Source organism: Actinoplanes cyaneus (assembly GCF_016862095.1).
Taxonomy (GTDB): domain Bacteria; phylum Actinomycetota; class Actinomycetes; order Mycobacteriales; family Micromonosporaceae; genus Actinoplanes; species Actinoplanes cyaneus.
On record NZ_BOMH01000028.1, the window covers coordinates 18,328 to 34,516 of the forward strand.

A 16,189-nucleotide genomic window follows, 5' to 3' on the forward strand; every position below is an offset into this window, starting at 1 on the left:
CGAACGAGACGATCCGAACGACTGCATCGAGACGACGAGAATCCATTCGCGGGATTCTCGCCACCGCGGCTTGAGCCCGAGCCTAAAGCACGGAACTCTCCATTGTGTAGTCGTCACACTGCGGAAGGTAAGGGTCGACATGCTCGTGCCGCGGACCGAACACGTCGGCGAGCGCCCCGCGTGGGACTGCCGGGTCTGCGGCCTGCCGTGGCCGTGCGCCACCGCCAAGGTGGAACTCGCCGAGCAGTACCAGAAGTTCCCCCACGGGCTCGCCGTCTACCTCGGGTCGTGCCTGATCGAGGCGATCGACGACTGCGCGGCCGGCTCCGGCGGGCCGCCCGCCGACCTCTACGACCGCTTCCTGGGCTGGGCCGGGCCCGGGGCGCCCTGAACCACCTTCGCCTGCAACGCCCGGTAGAGCTGGGCGTCGTCGACAGTGGTGTAGAGCGTGGAATCGGAACCGGTCAGCACCACCCACGGGCAGGTCTTCGCGGCGCCGTTCAGGGTGGACTCGACGACCTTGCGGCCGGTGGCGACCTCGTACACGGTGAGCCGGTACCGGCCGACCATCAGCGGCATCTTCGGGGAGGCGGCGAGATCGGTCGCGCAGTCCTTGACCTTCGTGCCGCCACCGATCAGATCCAGACACGCGACGAGCTGGGCCTGCTTGGCAGCCGGGGCCCAGGCCTTCTTCGCGGCCGGCGACCCCGAGTAGGCGTACCGGTTCAGCGTGCGGGCCGAGCGGTCACCGAGGTCCAGACGCTCCTTCGCGCTGATGACGACCGGGTGCGGGCCCTTGCCGGCATACTTCGGCGCGGCCGGATAGTAGGTGTTGCCGCACACCGCGTCGAGGTCGGTGACAGCGCCGACCGGCTTCGCAGCGGGCTGCGCGGCGGTGGCCGACGGGGAGGCGGCCGTCGACGCCGCGTCGGAGGCCGACGGTGACGCCGCCTGCGGGCCGGGCGGGTCCGAGGTGAAGACGCCGCTGCAGGCCAGGCAGAAGAGCACGACCACGACCGACGCGAGGCCGCCGGCGACGAGGGCGGTGCGGCGGGTCGCGAATCTCCCGATCTTCCCGGTACGGAGGAAGCCCCGCCCGCTGTCCGCCGCGTCCCCCGCCGACGCGGGCTCGTCGTTCTCCCGCGGCTCCCCTGCCTGCACCATCGCCAGCCCCCAGCCCGTCCCGATGGCGGCGAACTATACCGACCGGTAACACGCTCGTCACCAGGAGCGCGCCACCGGTCCGGAAGGGATCAGAACGACCAGGGCCCGAACCGGCCCCAGGCGACCACCGCGGAGAGCAGCAGCAGGACCAGGCTGGGCAGCACCGCCTGGTTCTCCTTGCGGCGCACGTGCACCACGATCGCCCCGATCATCGTGATCGCCAGGCCGGTCGCGGCCAGCGGGACCAGCACCGGGGCGACGTCCAGCAGCGCCGGGAGGATCAGGCCGATCGCACCGAGCGCCTCCACCAGGCCGATCAGCTTGACCTGGCCGTCACCGAAGTCAGCGGCCCAGCCCATCCCGGACGCGATCAGCTTCTCCTTCGGCTGCAGCATCTTCATCACGCCGGCGGCCAGGAAGGCAGCCGCGAGCAGACCCGCGATGATCCACAGTACGACGTTCATGATTCCTCAATTCACTTCAACAGTTGAGTGAAAGCTAGCTCGGATCACTTAAGCGTGCAAGCGTCTGGCGGTTAAACGCTTGAGCTATCCTCGGGGCATGGAGACATCCGAGCCGCAGTGGCTGAGCAGCGAGGAACGCGAAGCCTGGCTGGTCCTGCTGAGCCTCTTCATGCGGCTCCCGTCGGCACTCGACACGCAGCTGCAGCGCGACGCGGGGCTGAGCAACTTTGAGTACGGAATACTCGCCGGCCTCTCCGAGTCCCCCGGCCGGACACTGCGGATGAGCGAGCTGGCGGTGCTGGCCGAGGGATCGCTGGCACGCCTGTCCCAGGCCGTCGGCCGCCTGGAGAAACGTGGCTGGGTGCGGCGGACACCCGACCCGGACGACGGGCGGTACACGCTCGCGATGCTCACCGACGACGGCTGGGACAAGGTGGTGGCGACCGCTCCGGGACATGTCACCGAGGTCCGCAACCTGGTCTTCGACCAGCTGACCAAGGCGCAGACCCGGCAGTTGCGCGACATCGGCCGCCGCATCATGCGCGCCGTCGACCCCGACGACCCGTGCGGCGCCACCCGCGTCACCTCCGGCTGACCGCCCACCCGGACCCGCCGACGCGATCCGGCCGGGGCTGCGGCCGCGACGTGCGGTTCCGGCTGGTTCTCATGGGCGTTATGAGGCACGAATAACGCCCATGAGAACCAGCCGGAACGGGGAGGCGCGCCGGGACCTTGCGTGGGCAGCCGGTCGCGGACGTTCACGGGCGGGCGAGTCCTGCCGGCTCGGCACGCCACCGGCACTGCCGCCCGGCGCGTGACCGGGTCTGCGGCTCGGCCGGTGACCGGGTCTGCGGCTCGGCCGGTGACCGGGTTTGCTGCTTTGACCGTGCCCATCCATGGAGATCGCCCTTTCGGGGTGAGCGTTCTGGGCGCGCCAGCGCCCTGCTCGGCCCGGAAGGGTCCCCGCGGGAGCAGCGGAGAGGGACCACAGCGGACCTGGGACATGAGGATCTTGAAGTTGATCTTCTGGGGTCGGGGTGGGGTCGCCGGGGCGGGCGTGGGGGTTGTGGTTGGGTGGGGTGGTGACTTACGGGTGGATGGAGTTGCCGGCCGAGGCGGTGGACACGGCGGCTCGGGAGTTGCTGGGCTGGAGGCTTTCCGCGAACGGGGTGACGGTCCGGCTGACCGAGGTCGAGGCTTACAGCGGGCTCGGCGCCGACCCGGCCAGCCACGCCCACCGTGGGGTCACGAACCGGAACGCGGTGATGTTCGGGCCCGCCGGTCGGCTCTACGTCTACCAGATCTACGGCATGCACTTCTGCGCGAACATCGTCTGCGGCGAGGAGGGCCGGGCCGCGGCCGTGCTGCTCCGCGCCGGTGAGGTGGTCGACGGGCTCGAGACGGCTCGCGAGCGCCGGCCCGCCGCCCGTGACGACGCCGGCCTGGCCGCCGGGCCGGCCAAGTTGATGCAGGTCCTGGCGTTGAACCGGGCCGCCAACGACACCTCGGTGATCGACGGGAGCGGCCCGGCCACGCTCAGCCCGCCGGCCACCGAGCCGGGTGCGATCGAGGCGGGGCCGCGCGTCGGGGTCACGTCCGCGCACGACGTCCCGTGGCGTTTCTGGATCTCCGGAGACCCGACGGTCAGCGCGTACCGGCGTCACATCCCGAAGGTCCGCCCCGCGGTCAGGAGATCATCACGCCCCAGTCCTCCTCGCGACGGGCGCGGTGGGTGACCGCGATGATCGTGACGAGGTTGGATTCGATCAGGAACTCCAGCTCGTCGTACGTCTTCGACGTCAGCGCCGTGGCCGCCGTCGCGAGGTGCGGCAGGTGGGCGAGCAGCAGCCCGCACTCCCGCAGGAACGCGAGCGTCTCCTCGGGTGGCACCAGCAGGTTCCGGTCGGCGAGCCGCGGCAGATAGGTGGCGCCCAGCGCGCGGACCGCCGCCGACGAGTACAGCCACTGGCGACTGCCCTCCCCTCCGGCGGACGAGTTGAACCCGGGCAGGTCGACCATGTCGAACGAGCCGTCCGGCAGGATGCGGCAGGGATAGACGTCAAGACTCATCGACGTCGACCTTAACGGTGAACACTCCCAGCCGACGGGTCGGCCGGGTCAGCGCCACGTAGAGGTCGTTGGCGCCGCGCGGCGAGCCGGTCAGGATGCGGGCCGGGTCGACGACCACGACGGTGTCGAACTCCAGTCCTTTGGCCTGGGCGACGGTGAGCAGCACCGCACGGTCCTCCAGATCCGGCGACGGGCCGGTGGTCAGCGCCGGGAGGGCCGTGGCCAGGGCGGGGACGAGGCCGTCGGGGGCGATCACGGCGAGGCGGCCGTCGTCGACGGAGGCGATCTCCCGGGCGACGCACGATGCCAGGGCGGTGAGCGTGCCGGTCGCCTCCCACGGTTCGACGCCGGTGGAGCGGACCGGCTTCGGCGCGACGATCGGCGGGTCGGCGTCCGCGAGGGCACGCTCGGTGTAGTCCATGATCTCGGCCGGCGTGCGATAGCTGACCGTGAGCTCGGCCAGCCGCCACCGGTCCGCGACGTAGGGCGACAGCACGTCGGCCCAGCTCGCCGGGGCCCCGAGCGCGCCGCTCTGGTCCAGGTCGCCGACGACCGTCATGGAGCGGCTCGGGCAGCGCCGCATCAGCAGGCGCCACGCCATCGGGGACAGCTCCTGCGCCTCGTCGACGATCACGTGGCCGAAGACCCAGTTCCGGTCGGCGGCGGCGCGCTCGGCGGCCGTGCGGAACTCCCGCTCCTCGAGGTGTTCGGCGAGCATGTCGGCCTGCATGATGTCGGCGATGTTGGGGATCGCGGCCTCGTCGTCGTCCTCCAGCTCGTACGCTTTCGAGCCTGCCGTGATGTCCAGAACGCCCTGCGCGTACGCCAGGCGCCGCCCCCGCTCCCGGACCGCCGCCGCGTGGGCCGCCCGGTTGTCCTCCCCGAGCAGTTCGGCCGCCTCGTCGAGCAGCGGCACGTCAGCCGGCGCCCAGTCCTCGCCCGGCGCCCGACGCAGCAGCACCGCCTCGGCCGCGGGGAGCAGGCCGGAGGCCGCCGATTCCAGGGCGCCCGCCACGCCGTACAGGTCGATCAGCAGTTCAGCGGGGGTGAGCACCGGCCAGAGCGAGTCGATGGCGGCCGTGACCACCGGATCGGCGGCGAGGTCGCCGCGGATGTCAGCACGGTCGCTCTCGCCGAGCAGGTTGGGTGAGGTCAGCGCGTCGTCCTCGCCGAGCGGATCGTCCCAGAACGGGTCGTCGCCGATCCGGTCGGCGACCTGGGCGGCGAGCACGTCGAGGACGCCGGCGACGAAGATCGGGCGGGCCAGGTTGTGCGGCAGTCCGGAGTCGCGGGCGCGCCGCCGGGCCGGCTCGCAGTCGCCGGCGGTCAGCCGGAGCACGTTCCGGTCGACCTCGATCTCGAGGGGTTGCGCGGGCACCCGCTGCCGGTCGCGGACGGCCGCGGCGAGCAGGCCGGTCATCACGGCGCGACCCTTGATCTCGGTCACCTCCGGGGCCTCGGCGTGACGCGCCGTGATCCCGGGGTAGAGGTCACCCATCGTCGCGAGCAGCACGCCGGTCTCCGCGAGCGAGGGCAGGACCTGGGAGATGTAGCGCAGGAAGGTGGCGTTCGGCCCGACGATCAGCACCCCACGGGCGGAGAGCTGCTCACGGTACGTGTACAACAGGTACGCCGCGCGGTGCAGCGCGACAGCGGTCTTCCCGGTGCCGGGGCCGCCCTGGACGACGAGCACGCCGCCCGCCTCGGCCCGGATCACGCGGTCCTGCTCGGCCTGGATGGTCTCGACGATGTCGCGCATCCGGCCGGTCCGGTTCGCGCTGAGCGCGGCGATCAGCGCGGCCTCCCCGACGATCGAGGCGCCGGGCGAGGCGGCGTCCAGGTCCAGGATCTCGTCGTCGAGCGCCACGACGGTACGGCCCTTGGTGCGGATGTGCCGCCGTACCGTCACGCCGAACGGGCTGATCGCGGTCGCCACGTAGAACGGCCGCGCGGCCGGCGCCCGCCAGTCGACGAGCAGCGGCTCGCCGGTGTCGTGGATGCCGATCCGCCCGATGTGCAGGCGCCCGCCGTCGCGCAGGTCCAGCCGGCCGAAGCAGAGTCCTTCCTCGACGGCCTCGTACTGGGCGAGGCGCTCGGCGTACGCGTAGATGGTCGCGTCCCGCTGGAACAGCTCACCGGCGCGGAGGCGGGCCTCGGCGAGCCGGCCCCGGACCTGCTCCCGGAGCTCGTCGAGGCGGCCGTAGATCACGCCGAGGCAGGATTGTTCCTCGGCGAGGCTTGACAGACTTGACACCGTTGCCCCCAAGACGTATTCTGAGAGTGGTTCTCTCGGCCTTCTAGCTGAAATGTGCGGCAACTAGCCAGGCTAGCAGAGTTTCGCCGTGTCCCGCACGGGTAGCCGCGCGTCATGACAGCGACCGTCACCTTCATCGGTAACGCCACCACTCTGCTGCGGCTGGGCGCGTTCACGCTGCTCACCGACCCCGCCTTCGGATCCGCTGGCAGCCGGGTCTACCTCGGCAAGGGGATGTGGACCAAGCGTCTGACCGACCCCGCCTCGGCGTACGCGGACCTCCCCGCCCCGGACGCGATCCTGCTCTCCCACCTGCACGGCGACCACTTCGACCGTGCCGCCCGCCGGGCGATCCCGCGCGACCTGCCGATCCTCACCACCCCGCAGGCGCAGCGGCGACTGCGCCGCTCGTGGTCGAAGGCCCAGGGCCTGCCGGTCTGGGACGCCCAGGAATGGCAGCGCGCCGGCGAGACCCTGCGGGTCACCGCGCTCCCCGGCCGCCACGGCCCCGGCCTGCTCGACGTGATGCTGCCGGACGTGATGGGCTCCCTCGTCGAGTGGGAGCGCGACGGCGAGCCGATGCTGCGCCTCTACATCACCGGCGACACCCTGTACCGGCCGTTCCTCGGCGAGATCAAGCAGCGCTGCGGGGACATCGACGCCATGCTGATCCACCTGGGCGGCACCCGCGTCCTGGGCATGCTGGTGACCATGGACGGGCGGCAGGGCGCGGCGCTCACCGAGCTGATCCGGCCGAAGGTGGCGCTGCCCATCCACTACGACGACTACCGGGTCATGAAGTCGCCGCTCAGCGACTACCTGACGCGCTGCCGGGAAGGCGTGCACCCGCTGGTCCGCGGCGATACGTACGACCTGCCGGTGCGGGTGCGCTGAAACGGTCCCGCGGCCCCCGGGCGGGCACTAGCGTCTGTCGGTGATGATGTCGCGTCGTGGGCTGCTGCTGTACAGCGTGCTGTGCGGGGCCGGGGTGCTGTGGTCGGGCGGGCTGATCGTGGCGCTCGCGCTGGGCCACCGGCCGGTCGACAAGGTCGTCGCCGTGGGGCTCGCCGCGCTGCTGACCGTCCCCGGCTTCGCGTCCGGGATCCTGTCCAACCGCCGCGGTTACCGCACCAGGCAGCCCCGCCGCCTGTGGGCGCTGGCCTCCTGGGTGCCGCCGCACGTCCCGGTCTGGGCGGCGATCGCGGCCGGGGTGGTGTTCTTCGGCTTCTGGCTGGCCATCGTGCTCGCGTTCGTCACCTTGAAGGGCAATCCGGGGGTACGGCCGGACGGCACCTACATCCTGGACGAGACCACCGTCGTGAGCCGGGAGACGTACGAGCGCCAGGTCGATCACCAGCAGCAGATCTCGCTCGGGGTGCTGGGCGCGTTCGCGGTCGGCGGCGCGTTCCTCTGCGCGGCCCGGGCCACCGACCACGAGCCCGCCTGAACGCTGCCCCTCCCCGTCCCGATCGGCTCAGGCTCGCCCGAACCGCATGGCAGGACCTAGAGTCACCGGCATGCGATGGCGGCCTGCCCTTCTCGTGACGTGCGCTGCCGTGCTGCTCGCCCTCGCCGCGGCGGTTGCCGTCCGGGCCGGCGCCGGCCCCGAGCCCGGCCCCGAGCTGCATCTGACCGCCACCGCCGAGCAGTGGCGCGTCCACGAGGTCAACCGGCAACTCGCGATCGCCCTGCACAACAACGGTGACGTGCCGGTCCACGTGACCCGGGTCGAGCCGGTGCTCCCCTCCTTCGACGGCGAGAGCGGCGTCGACACCGACGCGTTGCTGCCGGTCGGCGGGCTGCGGGTCGACGTCCCGGTCCCCTACGGCACCGGTTCCTGCGTGGCTGCCGCCGCCGCGTCGCACGTCGTGGTCGACGCCCGCGCGGAAGGCTCCACCGTCGTCGAGCGGCTGACCCTGCCGCTGCCCGACCCCAACCCCCTGCTGGACAAACTGCTCCGCGCCGACTGCGCGACCCAGCGGATCGAGCAGAGTGTGACGCTGCGCTTCGGCCCGTGGACCGACGCGGGCGCCTCCGGCCTGCGCGGCAGCCTCGTCGTCGAGCGGACCGCGGCCGCGACCGGCACGATCACGGTCCACGAGCTGGACGGCAACGTGATGTACGCGTTGCGGCTCCCGGCCCGTACCCCGCTCGCCTCGGTCACCGCCGCCGCGCCCACGGCCTCGGTGCCGCTGACGGCCACGCCGGGCCGCTGTGACCCGCATGCGCTCGCCGAGATCAAGAAGCCGTTCGAGTTCCTGGCGACGGTCACCCTGGACGGCGGCGACAAGCTGGTCACGGACGTCCCGGTGCCCGACGCCGACAGGAAGACCCTCGACACGATGCTGCGCCGCATCTGCAAACTCCCACCGGCCGGCTGACCACCCCCGCCACCGGCCTTCCTTCCCCGGTACGGCGGTAGGCCCGCTCCCGGTAGGTCGCCGGCGACCCGGTCGGCCGGCTGACGCGAGGCCGTGCCGACTCACCCGGGCGGCGCGGCTCGCTGTTCCGGGCTGGTGCTCACGGTTGTCATTCGTGCCTCATGACAACCGTGAGCACCAGCCGGGATCGTGAGTCGCGCCGCGGGTCAGGAGGGGGCGGACTCCTTGCGGATCTTGGCGGAGCCGCGGCCGACCGACCAGCCCTGGACCCACTTCGCGGCGGTGTCCTTCCTGGTGCGGTCGGCCAGGTGGTACCAGTCCATCCGGCAGCGGGTGCGGGTGATGTCCAGCACGCCGAAGCCGTGCCCGTCCGTCTCGACCCACTTGACGTGCGGGTTCGTGGACCTGATCAGGCCGGCCGCGAGCAGGCTGAGCGGGCCGCCGGCGCCGGTGCCGAGGTAGTCGTTGATGTTGTCGCTGGTCACCGACGGGACGACGAACTCGGCGGCGGCCGGGTCGGCGGTTCCGGTGTCCTTGGTGGTCAGCTCGTTCGCCCACGAGGTGTGGATGTCGCCGGTGATGAAGACGACGTCCTTGGTCCGGTGCGCGCGCAGCGTGTCGACGAGACGCTCGCGGTCGGCGTTGTAGCCGTCCCACTGGTCGGCGTTGAGGACGACACCGTTCTGCGGAACCCCGATCAGCTCGCCGAGCGGGCCGAGCAACCAGGCCGGCAGCGCGAGCACGTCGAGGCGGGAGATCATCACCGGGTTGCCGACGATCTTCCACAGCGCGGTCGAGTTGACCAGGCCGTCGGTGAGCCAGGACAGCTGCGCGGCGCCGGCGATCGTGCGGGCCGGATCGTCGACGCCGGCGCCGTCGGCCTGCTCCGAGCGGTACGTCCGCAGGTCCAGCATGGAGAGCTCGAACAGGTCGCCGTAGCGCAGCCGCCGGTAGATGTGCCCGTCCGCGGCGAGGCGCACCGGCATCCACTCGGCGTACGCCTGGCGCGCCGCCGCGACCCGCGTGGAGAAGTCCCCCTCGGCGCCCGGCGTGTGGTTCTCCGCGCCGCCGCTCCACATGTCGTTGGCCACCTCGTGGTCGTCCCACGTGATGATCCACGGAACGGATGCGTGCAGCGCCTTCAGATCCGGATCGGTCTTGTACTGCGCGTGCCGGGTCCGGTAGTCGGCCAGTGACACCGTCTCGTGCTCCGGGGCGGTCTTGCGGACCACCTTGCCGGCCGCGCCGAACTCGCCGGTGCCGTACTCGTAGAGGTAGTCGCCCAGATGCACGACCAGGTTGAGGTCGCCGCGCTCAGCCAGGTGCCGGTATGCCGCGAAGTACCCGGCCTCCCAGTTCGCGCAGCTGACGACACCGGCCCGCAGCCGCGCGACGGCGTCGGTGGCGGCCGGTGCGGTCATCGTCCGGCCGACGGACGACCAGGTGCCGGCCAGGCCGAAGCGGTACCAGTACGTGGTGGCCGCGCTCAGCCCGCTCACGTCGACCTTGACCGTGTGGTCGCGGGCCGGGCCGGTGCTGACCGTGCCGGACTGCACGACCCCGGCGAACCCGGCGTCGGTGGCGACCTGCCAGGTCACGTCGACCTGGGGGCCGGCGCCGGAGGCCGGGATCGACTCGGGCGTCGGCGTGACCCGGGTCCAGAGCAGGATGCCGCCAGGGAGCGGGTCACCGGAGGCGACCCCGTGCTGGAAGTACGTGTCGGCGGCGGAGGCGCCGACGGGCAGTGCGGCGGCCGCGACCGCGCCGGCGCCGGCGGACAGACCGGCGAGCAGCACGGTACGGCGGTCGACCGCAGAGCGGGGGAGGACAGTCATGCCGTTCTATGTAGCAAGAGCCCGGCACGGCCCGGAACGCGAACCGGCAGATGTTCGGCCGGGCTTCATCTTGGTTAACTCGCCGGCAGCTTCACCGGAAGCTCAGCAGGCGGTCTCGCGGAAGGTCACGGGTGTCACGCCGCGGGCCGGGTCGCCGGCGCCCGGCAGAGCGGTCACGGCGGCGAGGTCGCCTCGGGTGGTCTCGCCGATCGCGTCGCCGGCCGACGCCGCGAACTCCTCGGCCGCGTCGATCGCCTCGACGACGATGCCGCGCCGCTCCCCTGGGCGGACGCATCGCGCGGCGGCCAGCTCGGCGCGCAGCGCCATCAACCTGGTGACACAGTCATCCAGCAGGCCGATCACCTGATCGTGCATGGCGGCGCCTCCCGTTGCGACCTACCGCGATCGGGCCGGCGTCGGCACGGTGGCGACCAGGAGCGCGTCACTTCGTGTCCTGCTTCGCCATGGGTCGTCCCTCCCGGCCGGCGGTGACGACCGGCTCGATCGCAGGCTCGCCATCGAGCCGGCGAAGTCCTTTGGTCACCCATGGTCGATCCTACGTTTACTTTTTGTTCTCCCGGTTAGGTGTTCGTGAATTCCCGTTTCGCGGGACGCATGACCACAGCGCGGACACCGCGCGCCCTGTGGTGTGCTGAAGAAGGCCGGGCCGGGTCAGGAGAGAGCCGCCTCGACGGCGTCCCCGGTGGACGGCGCATACAGGTTGTCGTCGCTGCGCGGGCACAGGCCGGTGGCCTCGAGCGCCCGCCGGACGTGGCCCTCGGCGTTCACCACTTCGTACCCGTGACCGGTACGCATCGCCCGGGTGTAGCCGACCAGCAGCACCTCGATGCACTCGCTGCCGATCAGGTCCACCCCGGCCATGTCGACGACGACCCGGGCGCCGCGCGCCCGATCGAAGGCCTGCCGCAGCTCACGGCGCAGGTCCCCGCTGGAGCCGCGGTCGAAGCAGCCGTCCAGGTGCAGGAAGACGGTCGAGCCGGTCTTGCCCGGATTGCGGTGGATCACACAGCGCACTTCGCCCATACCGACTGGTTTACCGAAGAGATGTGTACATACGACCAACAGCGCGATAAGACACCGTCCTCCGCCCATGAGGCCTGCGTCACTGTTCGCACCCGGCTGGGCCGGGCCGTCTACCGTGTGGCGGTGGAGATCGAACTCGGGTCGGTGGTCGCCGAACCGGAGGCGCTCGCCCTGGCCGGCCCGGGTGCGACGCTGCTGACCGGGGCGGATGCGGCGTTCGCGATCGGCACGGACACCATCGTGGTCGTCACCCCCGCGGCCGGCGACGCGGGCGAGCTGACGCTGCCCGGGCCCTTCCCCGACGTGGTGGAGCAACGCCTGGCCGCGGTGCTGCGGCCGCCGGTGCGCGCGTTCGCCCGGCTGCCCGACGGTTGCCTCGCCCTGGGGGTGGCCCGGTCGGCGGAGCTCGGTTACCGGCGCGGAGCGCTGCACGACATCCGGCTGACCTTCGAGGCGCCGGTGCCGCCCGGCCTGCTCGGCCGGGTCGCGCCGGGGCTGGACTGGCTGGCGCAGGTGGGCTCCGACCCGGCCGGGGCGATGGAGAGGTTCATCGCCGGGTGGTACCAGGACGTACCGATGAGCGGCGCTTATCCGGTGGTGACCGGTCCCCCGGCGCTGCAAGCGTTCTACCGGGCGGCAGCGGGCCGGCCGGAGGTGCTCGGCTCCTCCTCGCGGATCCTGCCCGAGCCGGTTGCCGGACGGCCCGACAGTCTGATCACTTTCGGCCAGGAGGGTGACGGCGTTTTCACCCTCGTCATGGAGCCGGACGAGCAGGACCCGCGGATCTGGTACGACGGGTTGAGCGACACCCTCCTGGAGGAACGCGAACGTCTCAGCGGCCACCTGTTGCAGTCCACCCTCGCGCGAGCCGCCATGGACGGCCCGCTCGGCGGGATGGCGTTCGTCGACCGGCCCCAGGCGCGCCGGGTCGTCGCCCCGCTGCGCCGGGTGCCGTTGCGCCCGATGCGCTGGCCGTCGCTGGTCACGCGCTGTTACGCCGGCCCGGGCACGGTCGTCCTGCTCGGCGAGGACGACGCTGACTGGTTCGAGATGTTTGTCGGCGTCCGCCATCCGGGCCTGCTCCGCCGGCTGCGGAAACTGGGCCTGGACTGGGAGTCGTTCACCGACTCCTGACGAGCAGCCCGTCCCGGGCCGAGGTCAGCTCCTCGATCGCCGCGGTCAGCTTGTCGGCGCCCGGCCCGTCGCCGGCCATCTCCCGGGCCATGACGAGCAATCGCAGCGTGTCGGTCATGTTCGCGGCGGCGGACTCCACCCGGCGGGTCAGGTCGTCACGCATCATGTGCAGCAGAGGCTCATCCACGGAGAGTCACATCGGCTGCCGCGCGGGCGACTGAAGGAACCGCGGCTTCCCACGTCCCGGGAATCTCGACAATCTCAACTGATTTAGTAGACAAGGTGGGCGATGGTCGAGCAGAATTCCTGCCCATGGACCCGACCATGGCGCTCGCGGGCCTCGGCGTCGGGATCATCGTCGGTCTGACCGGCATGGGCGGCGGTGCCCTGATGACCCCGATCCTGGTGCTGCTCTTCCACGTCAACCCGGTCGCCGCGATCGGCAGCGACCTCGCGGCCAGCGCGGTGATGAAGCCGTTCGGCGGCGCGGTGCACGCCCGGCGCGGCACGGTGAACTGGAAGCTGGTCGCCTGGCTCTGCGCCGGCAGCGTGCCGAGCGCGTTCCTCGGCGTTCTGCTGCTGCGCCTGCTCGGTGACGACGAGAGCGTCCAGCACGTCGTTAAGATCAGCCTCGGCGTGGCGCTGCTGCTGGCCGCCGCCGGCATGGCCGCGAAGGCGTGGATCGGCCGCCGCAACGGCGACGGGCCGCCCGCCGAGATCGTCGTCAAGCCGCTGCCCACCCTGCTCATCGGCGTGATGGGTGGCCTCGTGGTGGGCCTGACCTCGGTCGGCTCCGGTTCGCTGATCATCGTGGCGCTGCTCGCCCTCTACCCCCGGCTGCGCGCCAACGACCTGGTCGGCACCGACCTGGTGCAGGCGATCCCGCTGGTCACCGCGGCCGCGCTTGGGCACGCGATCTTCGGCGACCTGCACCTGGACATCGCCGGGGCGGTGGTGCTCGGCTCGATCCCGGGCGTGCTGATCGGCTCCCGCATCTCCTCACGGGCGCCGGGCGGCCTGGTCCGCTCCGCGCTGATCATCGTGCTGCTGGCCAGCTCGCTGAAGCTCTTCGACGTGTCCACCCTGCTGGTGGGCGTGATCACCGGCATCGCGGTCGTCGTCGCCGTCGCCGTGGGGCTGACCGGCAGGAGGAAGTCCGCCGCCGTGGAGCGCGAGCGGGAGACCGTCTCCGTCTGACCCGGCGATCAGGCGCACCGCCGGTTCTCCCGGGAGCCTCGCCGGCCTCCCGGCGCGCACTCATCTCCGGGCGGCTCCTGCCGATCTTCACCAGTGGGAGGTCGGATGAGCGTTCGACGGAAGCTGCTGGCCGGATACCTGGTGGTGGCCTGCCTCGTCATCGCCACCGCGGGCGCCGCCTGGTATGCCGACCTGTACTCGGCGCGCCGTGCCGCCGCCAAGGAGGCCGCGCAGGTGGCCCGGGGCATCGGCAAGGACATCGCCCTCGGCCTGCCGATCGACACCCCGGGCGAGGACGTCGAGCCGCTGTACAAGAGCCCGAGGTCGCTCGCCAACTACATCGAGCGGCTGCACGACACCCAGCACCGGGACGTCGTCGCGGTGGACACCGGCAAGCGGATCCTCGGCGACGCCGTGCCGGAGAACGTCGGCTCGCTCTTCGACCACGACACCGGCGACGAGATCGGCCGGAGCATCGCCGACGGCGAGTCCCGGATCTTCGTCGAGAAGAGCGTGGACTACCCGGCCGGCATCAAGCAGGTCGTGGTGCCCATGCAGAACGCCGCCGGGACGACGATCGGCGCGGTCGTCCTGGAGTACACCCCGCTCTACGACGACATGCTCGCCACCGCGCGGCAGACCCAGATCATCGTCATGGTCGTCGCCGCTGTCGCCTTCGTTCTGGTCCTGCTGGTCGGGCACCTGCTGGCCCGTTCGCTCACCCGGCGGATCACCTCGCTGACCACAGCGGTCGACGTGGTCCGCACCGGCGACTACTCCCACCGGGTGCCTACCGACGGCGACGCCGACGAGATCAGCCGCCTGGCGACGGCCTTCAACGCGATGGCCGAGCAGCTGGACTCGTCGGCGCGGGAGATCCTGGCCAAGGAGTACACCGACAGCATCCTGGCCAACGCCGGGGAGGGCATCTGCGGCGTCGACCCGGCCGGGCGGATCACGTTCGCCAACGCGGCCGCCGGGCGGATCACCGGGCTCGGCGTCAGCGGGCTGCTCGGGCGGGAGGCCACCGCGGTCCTGCCGGACGCCGGGGACGGGCTGACCCCGGGCACCCGCGAGGTGGCCCTGCAGCGGCCGGACGGCACGAGCGTGCAGGTGGAGTACACGGCCAGCGAGATCGAGAAGGCCGGTCGCCCGATCGGCGCGGTGATCGTGCTGCGGGACGTCAGCCGGCAGCGCGCCCTCGAGCACGACCTGCGGCACCAGGCCCTGCACGACGGGCTGACCAACCTGCCCAATCGCAAGCTGCTGCTGGACCGCCTGGAGCACGCGCTCGCCCGGGCCCGGGCCACCGGTGGGCCGCTCGCCGTGCTCTACCTCGACCTGGACGGTTTCAAGCGGGTCAACGACAGCCTCGGCCACAACGCCGGTGACCTGCTGCTGCGCACCGCGGCCGAGCGGCTCACCCACGCGCTGCGCCCGCAGGACACCGTGGCGCGGCTCGGCGGGGACGAGTTCGCCGTACTGCTGGAGGACGCCGACCCGGAAACGGTCGAGCGGCTCGCCCGGGAGTGCCTGACGGTGCTGGCCCGGCCGTTCCTGATCCACAACCGGGAGTCGCTGGTCTCGGTGAGCGTCGGCGTGGTCCCCGACGCGGCCCGGTACGGCGACGCCGACGAGGTGCTGCGCAACGCCGACGTGGCCATGTACGCGGCCAAGGAGCAGGGCAAGAACCGGTTCCTGACCTTCGAGACCCAGATGCACGAGCAGTTGCTGAACCGGCTCGACGAGGAGGCGCGGCTGCGCGACGCGGTGCGCCGGGGCGAGCTGCGGTTGCACCTGCAACCCGTGGTCGGTGTGCCGGCCGGGCAGATGGCCGGCGCCGAGGCCCTGGTCCGCTGGCAGGACCCGGAGCGGGGGCTGCGGATGCCCGGCTCGTTCATCCCGCTCGCCGAGGAGACCGGCGTGATCGTGGACATCGACCGGTGGGTGCTGTTCGAGGCGTGCCGCGCGGTCAAACGCTGGCAGGACGACGACCCGGCCACCGCCCCGGCCTGGGTGAGCGTCAACCTCTCCGCCGCGCACCTGGAGGTGCCGGATCTGACCGACCAGGTGGCGTACGCACTGTCCAGCACCGGTCTCTCCGCACAGTGCCTGGTCCTGGAGCTGACCGAGACCGTGATGATGCGTGACCTGGCGGTGACCTCGGTCCGCCTCGAGGAACTGCGCGAACTGGGGGTGAAGATCGCCATCGACGACTTCGGGACCGGGTACTCGTCGCTGGGGTACCTGCGGGACATCCCGGTGGACGTCCTCAAGATCGACCGCTCGTTCATCGACGGGATGGCCGGCAACGGGCGTCAGCAGGAGCTGGTGAACGCGGTGATCCAACTCGGCCACACGCTCGGGCTGCGGGTGGTGGCCGAGGGGATCGAGGACGCCTCGCAGCTGAGCCTGCTGACCGTGATGGGCTGCAAGTTCGCCCAGGGTTACCACCTGGGCCGCCCCGAGCCGGCCGAGGCCCTGATCAGCCGCCTGTCCACCCCCAGCCTGCGCGCCTGACCGCAGGTACCCGGCTCGCACCCTCCGGCTGGCACTCACGGTTCACAAAACGGGCGCGGGCAACCCTCAACGCCAGCCGGCCCCGCCCTCCCGGGTTGATCGGGTGAGCGGGGCCGGGGATCCGGT

The 16,189-nt window shown here is 71.8% G+C and carries 17 protein-coding genes; 9 read left to right on the plus strand and 8 right to left on the minus strand.

Annotated elements, in window-relative coordinates:
- The first annotated feature begins 139 nt into the window (after window positions 1–139).
- Complete coding sequence (locus Acy02nite_RS17955; RefSeq protein ID WP_203742045.1) at window positions 140–391, plus strand: hypothetical protein; 252 nt, start codon at window positions 140–142, stop codon at window positions 389–391.
- Here the strand turns inward: Acy02nite_RS17955 and Acy02nite_RS17960 are convergent.
- Window positions 349–1,164 carry a hypothetical protein gene (locus Acy02nite_RS17960; RefSeq protein WP_203742047.1) on the minus strand — a complete coding sequence of 272 codons (816 nt, stop codon included), beginning with the start codon at window positions 1,162–1,164 and terminating at the stop codon, window positions 349–351. The two genes, Acy02nite_RS17955 and Acy02nite_RS17960, sit on opposite strands and share 43 nt — an antisense overlap.
- An 89-nt stretch (window positions 1,165–1,253) precedes the next feature.
- The gene (locus tag Acy02nite_RS17965) at window positions 1,254–1,628 is read right to left on the minus strand and encodes a DoxX family protein (RefSeq protein WP_203742049.1); all 375 of its coding nucleotides are present in this window, start codon (window positions 1,626–1,628) and stop codon (window positions 1,254–1,256) included.
- Window positions 1,629–1,725: 97 nt separating this feature from the next.
- Here Acy02nite_RS17965 and Acy02nite_RS17970 point away from each other — a divergent pair, with 97 nt between their 5' ends.
- On the plus strand, window positions 1,726–2,223 hold the full coding sequence (locus tag Acy02nite_RS17970; protein ID WP_203742051.1) for a MarR family winged helix-turn-helix transcriptional regulator: 498 nt from the start codon (window positions 1,726–1,728) through the stop codon (window positions 2,221–2,223).
- A 502-nt stretch (window positions 2,224–2,725) separates the two neighbouring features.
- The gene (locus Acy02nite_RS17975; RefSeq protein ID WP_203742525.1) at window positions 2,726–3,364 is read left to right on the plus strand and encodes a DNA-3-methyladenine glycosylase; all 639 of its coding nucleotides are present in this window, start codon (window positions 2,726–2,728) and stop codon (window positions 3,362–3,364) included.
- On the opposite strand, the gene Acy02nite_RS17980 is transcribed toward Acy02nite_RS17975, so the two are convergent.
- Both Acy02nite_RS17980 and Acy02nite_RS17985 read right to left on the minus strand, forming a co-directional pair.
- A complete protein-coding gene (locus Acy02nite_RS17980) occupies window positions 3,315–3,698 on the minus strand; it encodes a hypothetical protein (RefSeq protein ID WP_203742053.1) in 384 nt (127 codons plus the stop codon). The two genes, Acy02nite_RS17975 and Acy02nite_RS17980, sit on opposite strands and share 50 nt — an antisense overlap.
- On the minus strand, window positions 3,688–5,952 hold the full coding sequence (locus Acy02nite_RS17985; protein WP_203742055.1) for a HelD family protein: 2,265 nt from the start codon (window positions 5,950–5,952) through the stop codon (window positions 3,688–3,690). Before Acy02nite_RS17985 ends, Acy02nite_RS17980 begins: the two co-directional genes overlap by 11 nt.
- Before the next feature lie 114 nt (window positions 5,953–6,066).
- On the opposite strand from Acy02nite_RS17985, the gene Acy02nite_RS17990 reads away from it, so the two are divergent.
- The 3 genes from Acy02nite_RS17990 to Acy02nite_RS18000 all read left to right on the plus strand — a co-directional run bounded on the left by Acy02nite_RS17990 (window position 6,067) and on the right by Acy02nite_RS18000 (window position 8,333).
- Window positions 6,067–6,846, plus strand: a complete 780-nt coding sequence (locus Acy02nite_RS17990) for an MBL fold metallo-hydrolase (RefSeq protein WP_203742057.1) — start codon at window positions 6,067–6,069, stop codon at window positions 6,844–6,846.
- A 43-nt stretch (window positions 6,847–6,889) separates the two neighbouring features.
- A complete protein-coding gene (locus Acy02nite_RS17995) occupies window positions 6,890–7,399 on the plus strand; it encodes a hypothetical protein (protein ID WP_203742526.1) in 510 nt (169 codons plus the stop codon).
- A 70-nt stretch (window positions 7,400–7,469) separates the two neighbouring features.
- Window positions 7,470–8,333 (plus strand): hypothetical protein, encoded by an 864-nt coding sequence (locus Acy02nite_RS18000; RefSeq protein ID WP_203742059.1) that lies wholly within the window; start codon window positions 7,470–7,472, stop codon window positions 8,331–8,333.
- 206 nt (window positions 8,334–8,539) lie between these two features.
- Here Acy02nite_RS18000 and Acy02nite_RS18005 read toward each other — a convergent pair whose 3' ends face one another.
- The 3 genes from Acy02nite_RS18005 to Acy02nite_RS18015 form a co-directional block, all read right to left on the minus strand.
- A complete protein-coding gene (locus Acy02nite_RS18005) occupies window positions 8,540–10,168 on the minus strand; it encodes an alkaline phosphatase D family protein (RefSeq protein ID WP_203742061.1) in 1,629 nt (542 codons plus the stop codon).
- Between the two features lie 102 nt (window positions 10,169–10,270).
- Window positions 10,271–10,543, minus strand: a complete 273-nt coding sequence (locus Acy02nite_RS18010; RefSeq protein WP_203742063.1) for a hypothetical protein — start codon at window positions 10,541–10,543, stop codon at window positions 10,271–10,273.
- Between the two features lie 297 nt (window positions 10,544–10,840).
- The gene (locus Acy02nite_RS18015; protein ID WP_203742065.1) at window positions 10,841–11,212 is read right to left on the minus strand and encodes an STAS domain-containing protein; all 372 of its coding nucleotides are present in this window, start codon (window positions 11,210–11,212) and stop codon (window positions 10,841–10,843) included.
- A gap of 123 nt (window positions 11,213–11,335) precedes the next feature.
- Here Acy02nite_RS18015 and Acy02nite_RS18020 point away from each other — a divergent pair, with 123 nt between their 5' ends.
- Window positions 11,336–12,346 carry a hypothetical protein gene (locus Acy02nite_RS18020; protein WP_239174977.1) on the plus strand — a complete coding sequence of 337 codons (1,011 nt, stop codon included), beginning with the start codon at window positions 11,336–11,338 and terminating at the stop codon, window positions 12,344–12,346.
- Here the strand turns inward: Acy02nite_RS18020 and Acy02nite_RS18025 are convergent.
- Window positions 12,333–12,533, minus strand: coding sequence for a hypothetical protein (locus Acy02nite_RS18025; protein ID WP_203742069.1), 201 nt, complete (start codon window positions 12,531–12,533; stop codon window positions 12,333–12,335). The two genes, Acy02nite_RS18020 and Acy02nite_RS18025, sit on opposite strands and share 14 nt — an antisense overlap.
- Window positions 12,534–12,658: 125 nt before the next feature.
- On the opposite strand from Acy02nite_RS18025, the gene Acy02nite_RS18030 reads away from it, so the two are divergent.
- A complete protein-coding gene (locus tag Acy02nite_RS18030; protein ID WP_203742071.1) occupies window positions 12,659–13,543 on the plus strand; it encodes a sulfite exporter TauE/SafE family protein in 885 nt (294 codons plus the stop codon).
- Window positions 13,544–13,648: 105 nt separating this feature from the next.
- The gene (locus Acy02nite_RS18035) at window positions 13,649–16,063 is read left to right on the plus strand and encodes a putative bifunctional diguanylate cyclase/phosphodiesterase (protein WP_203742073.1); all 2,415 of its coding nucleotides are present in this window, start codon (window positions 13,649–13,651) and stop codon (window positions 16,061–16,063) included.
- The last annotated feature ends 126 nt before the right edge of the window (window positions 16,064–16,189 follow it).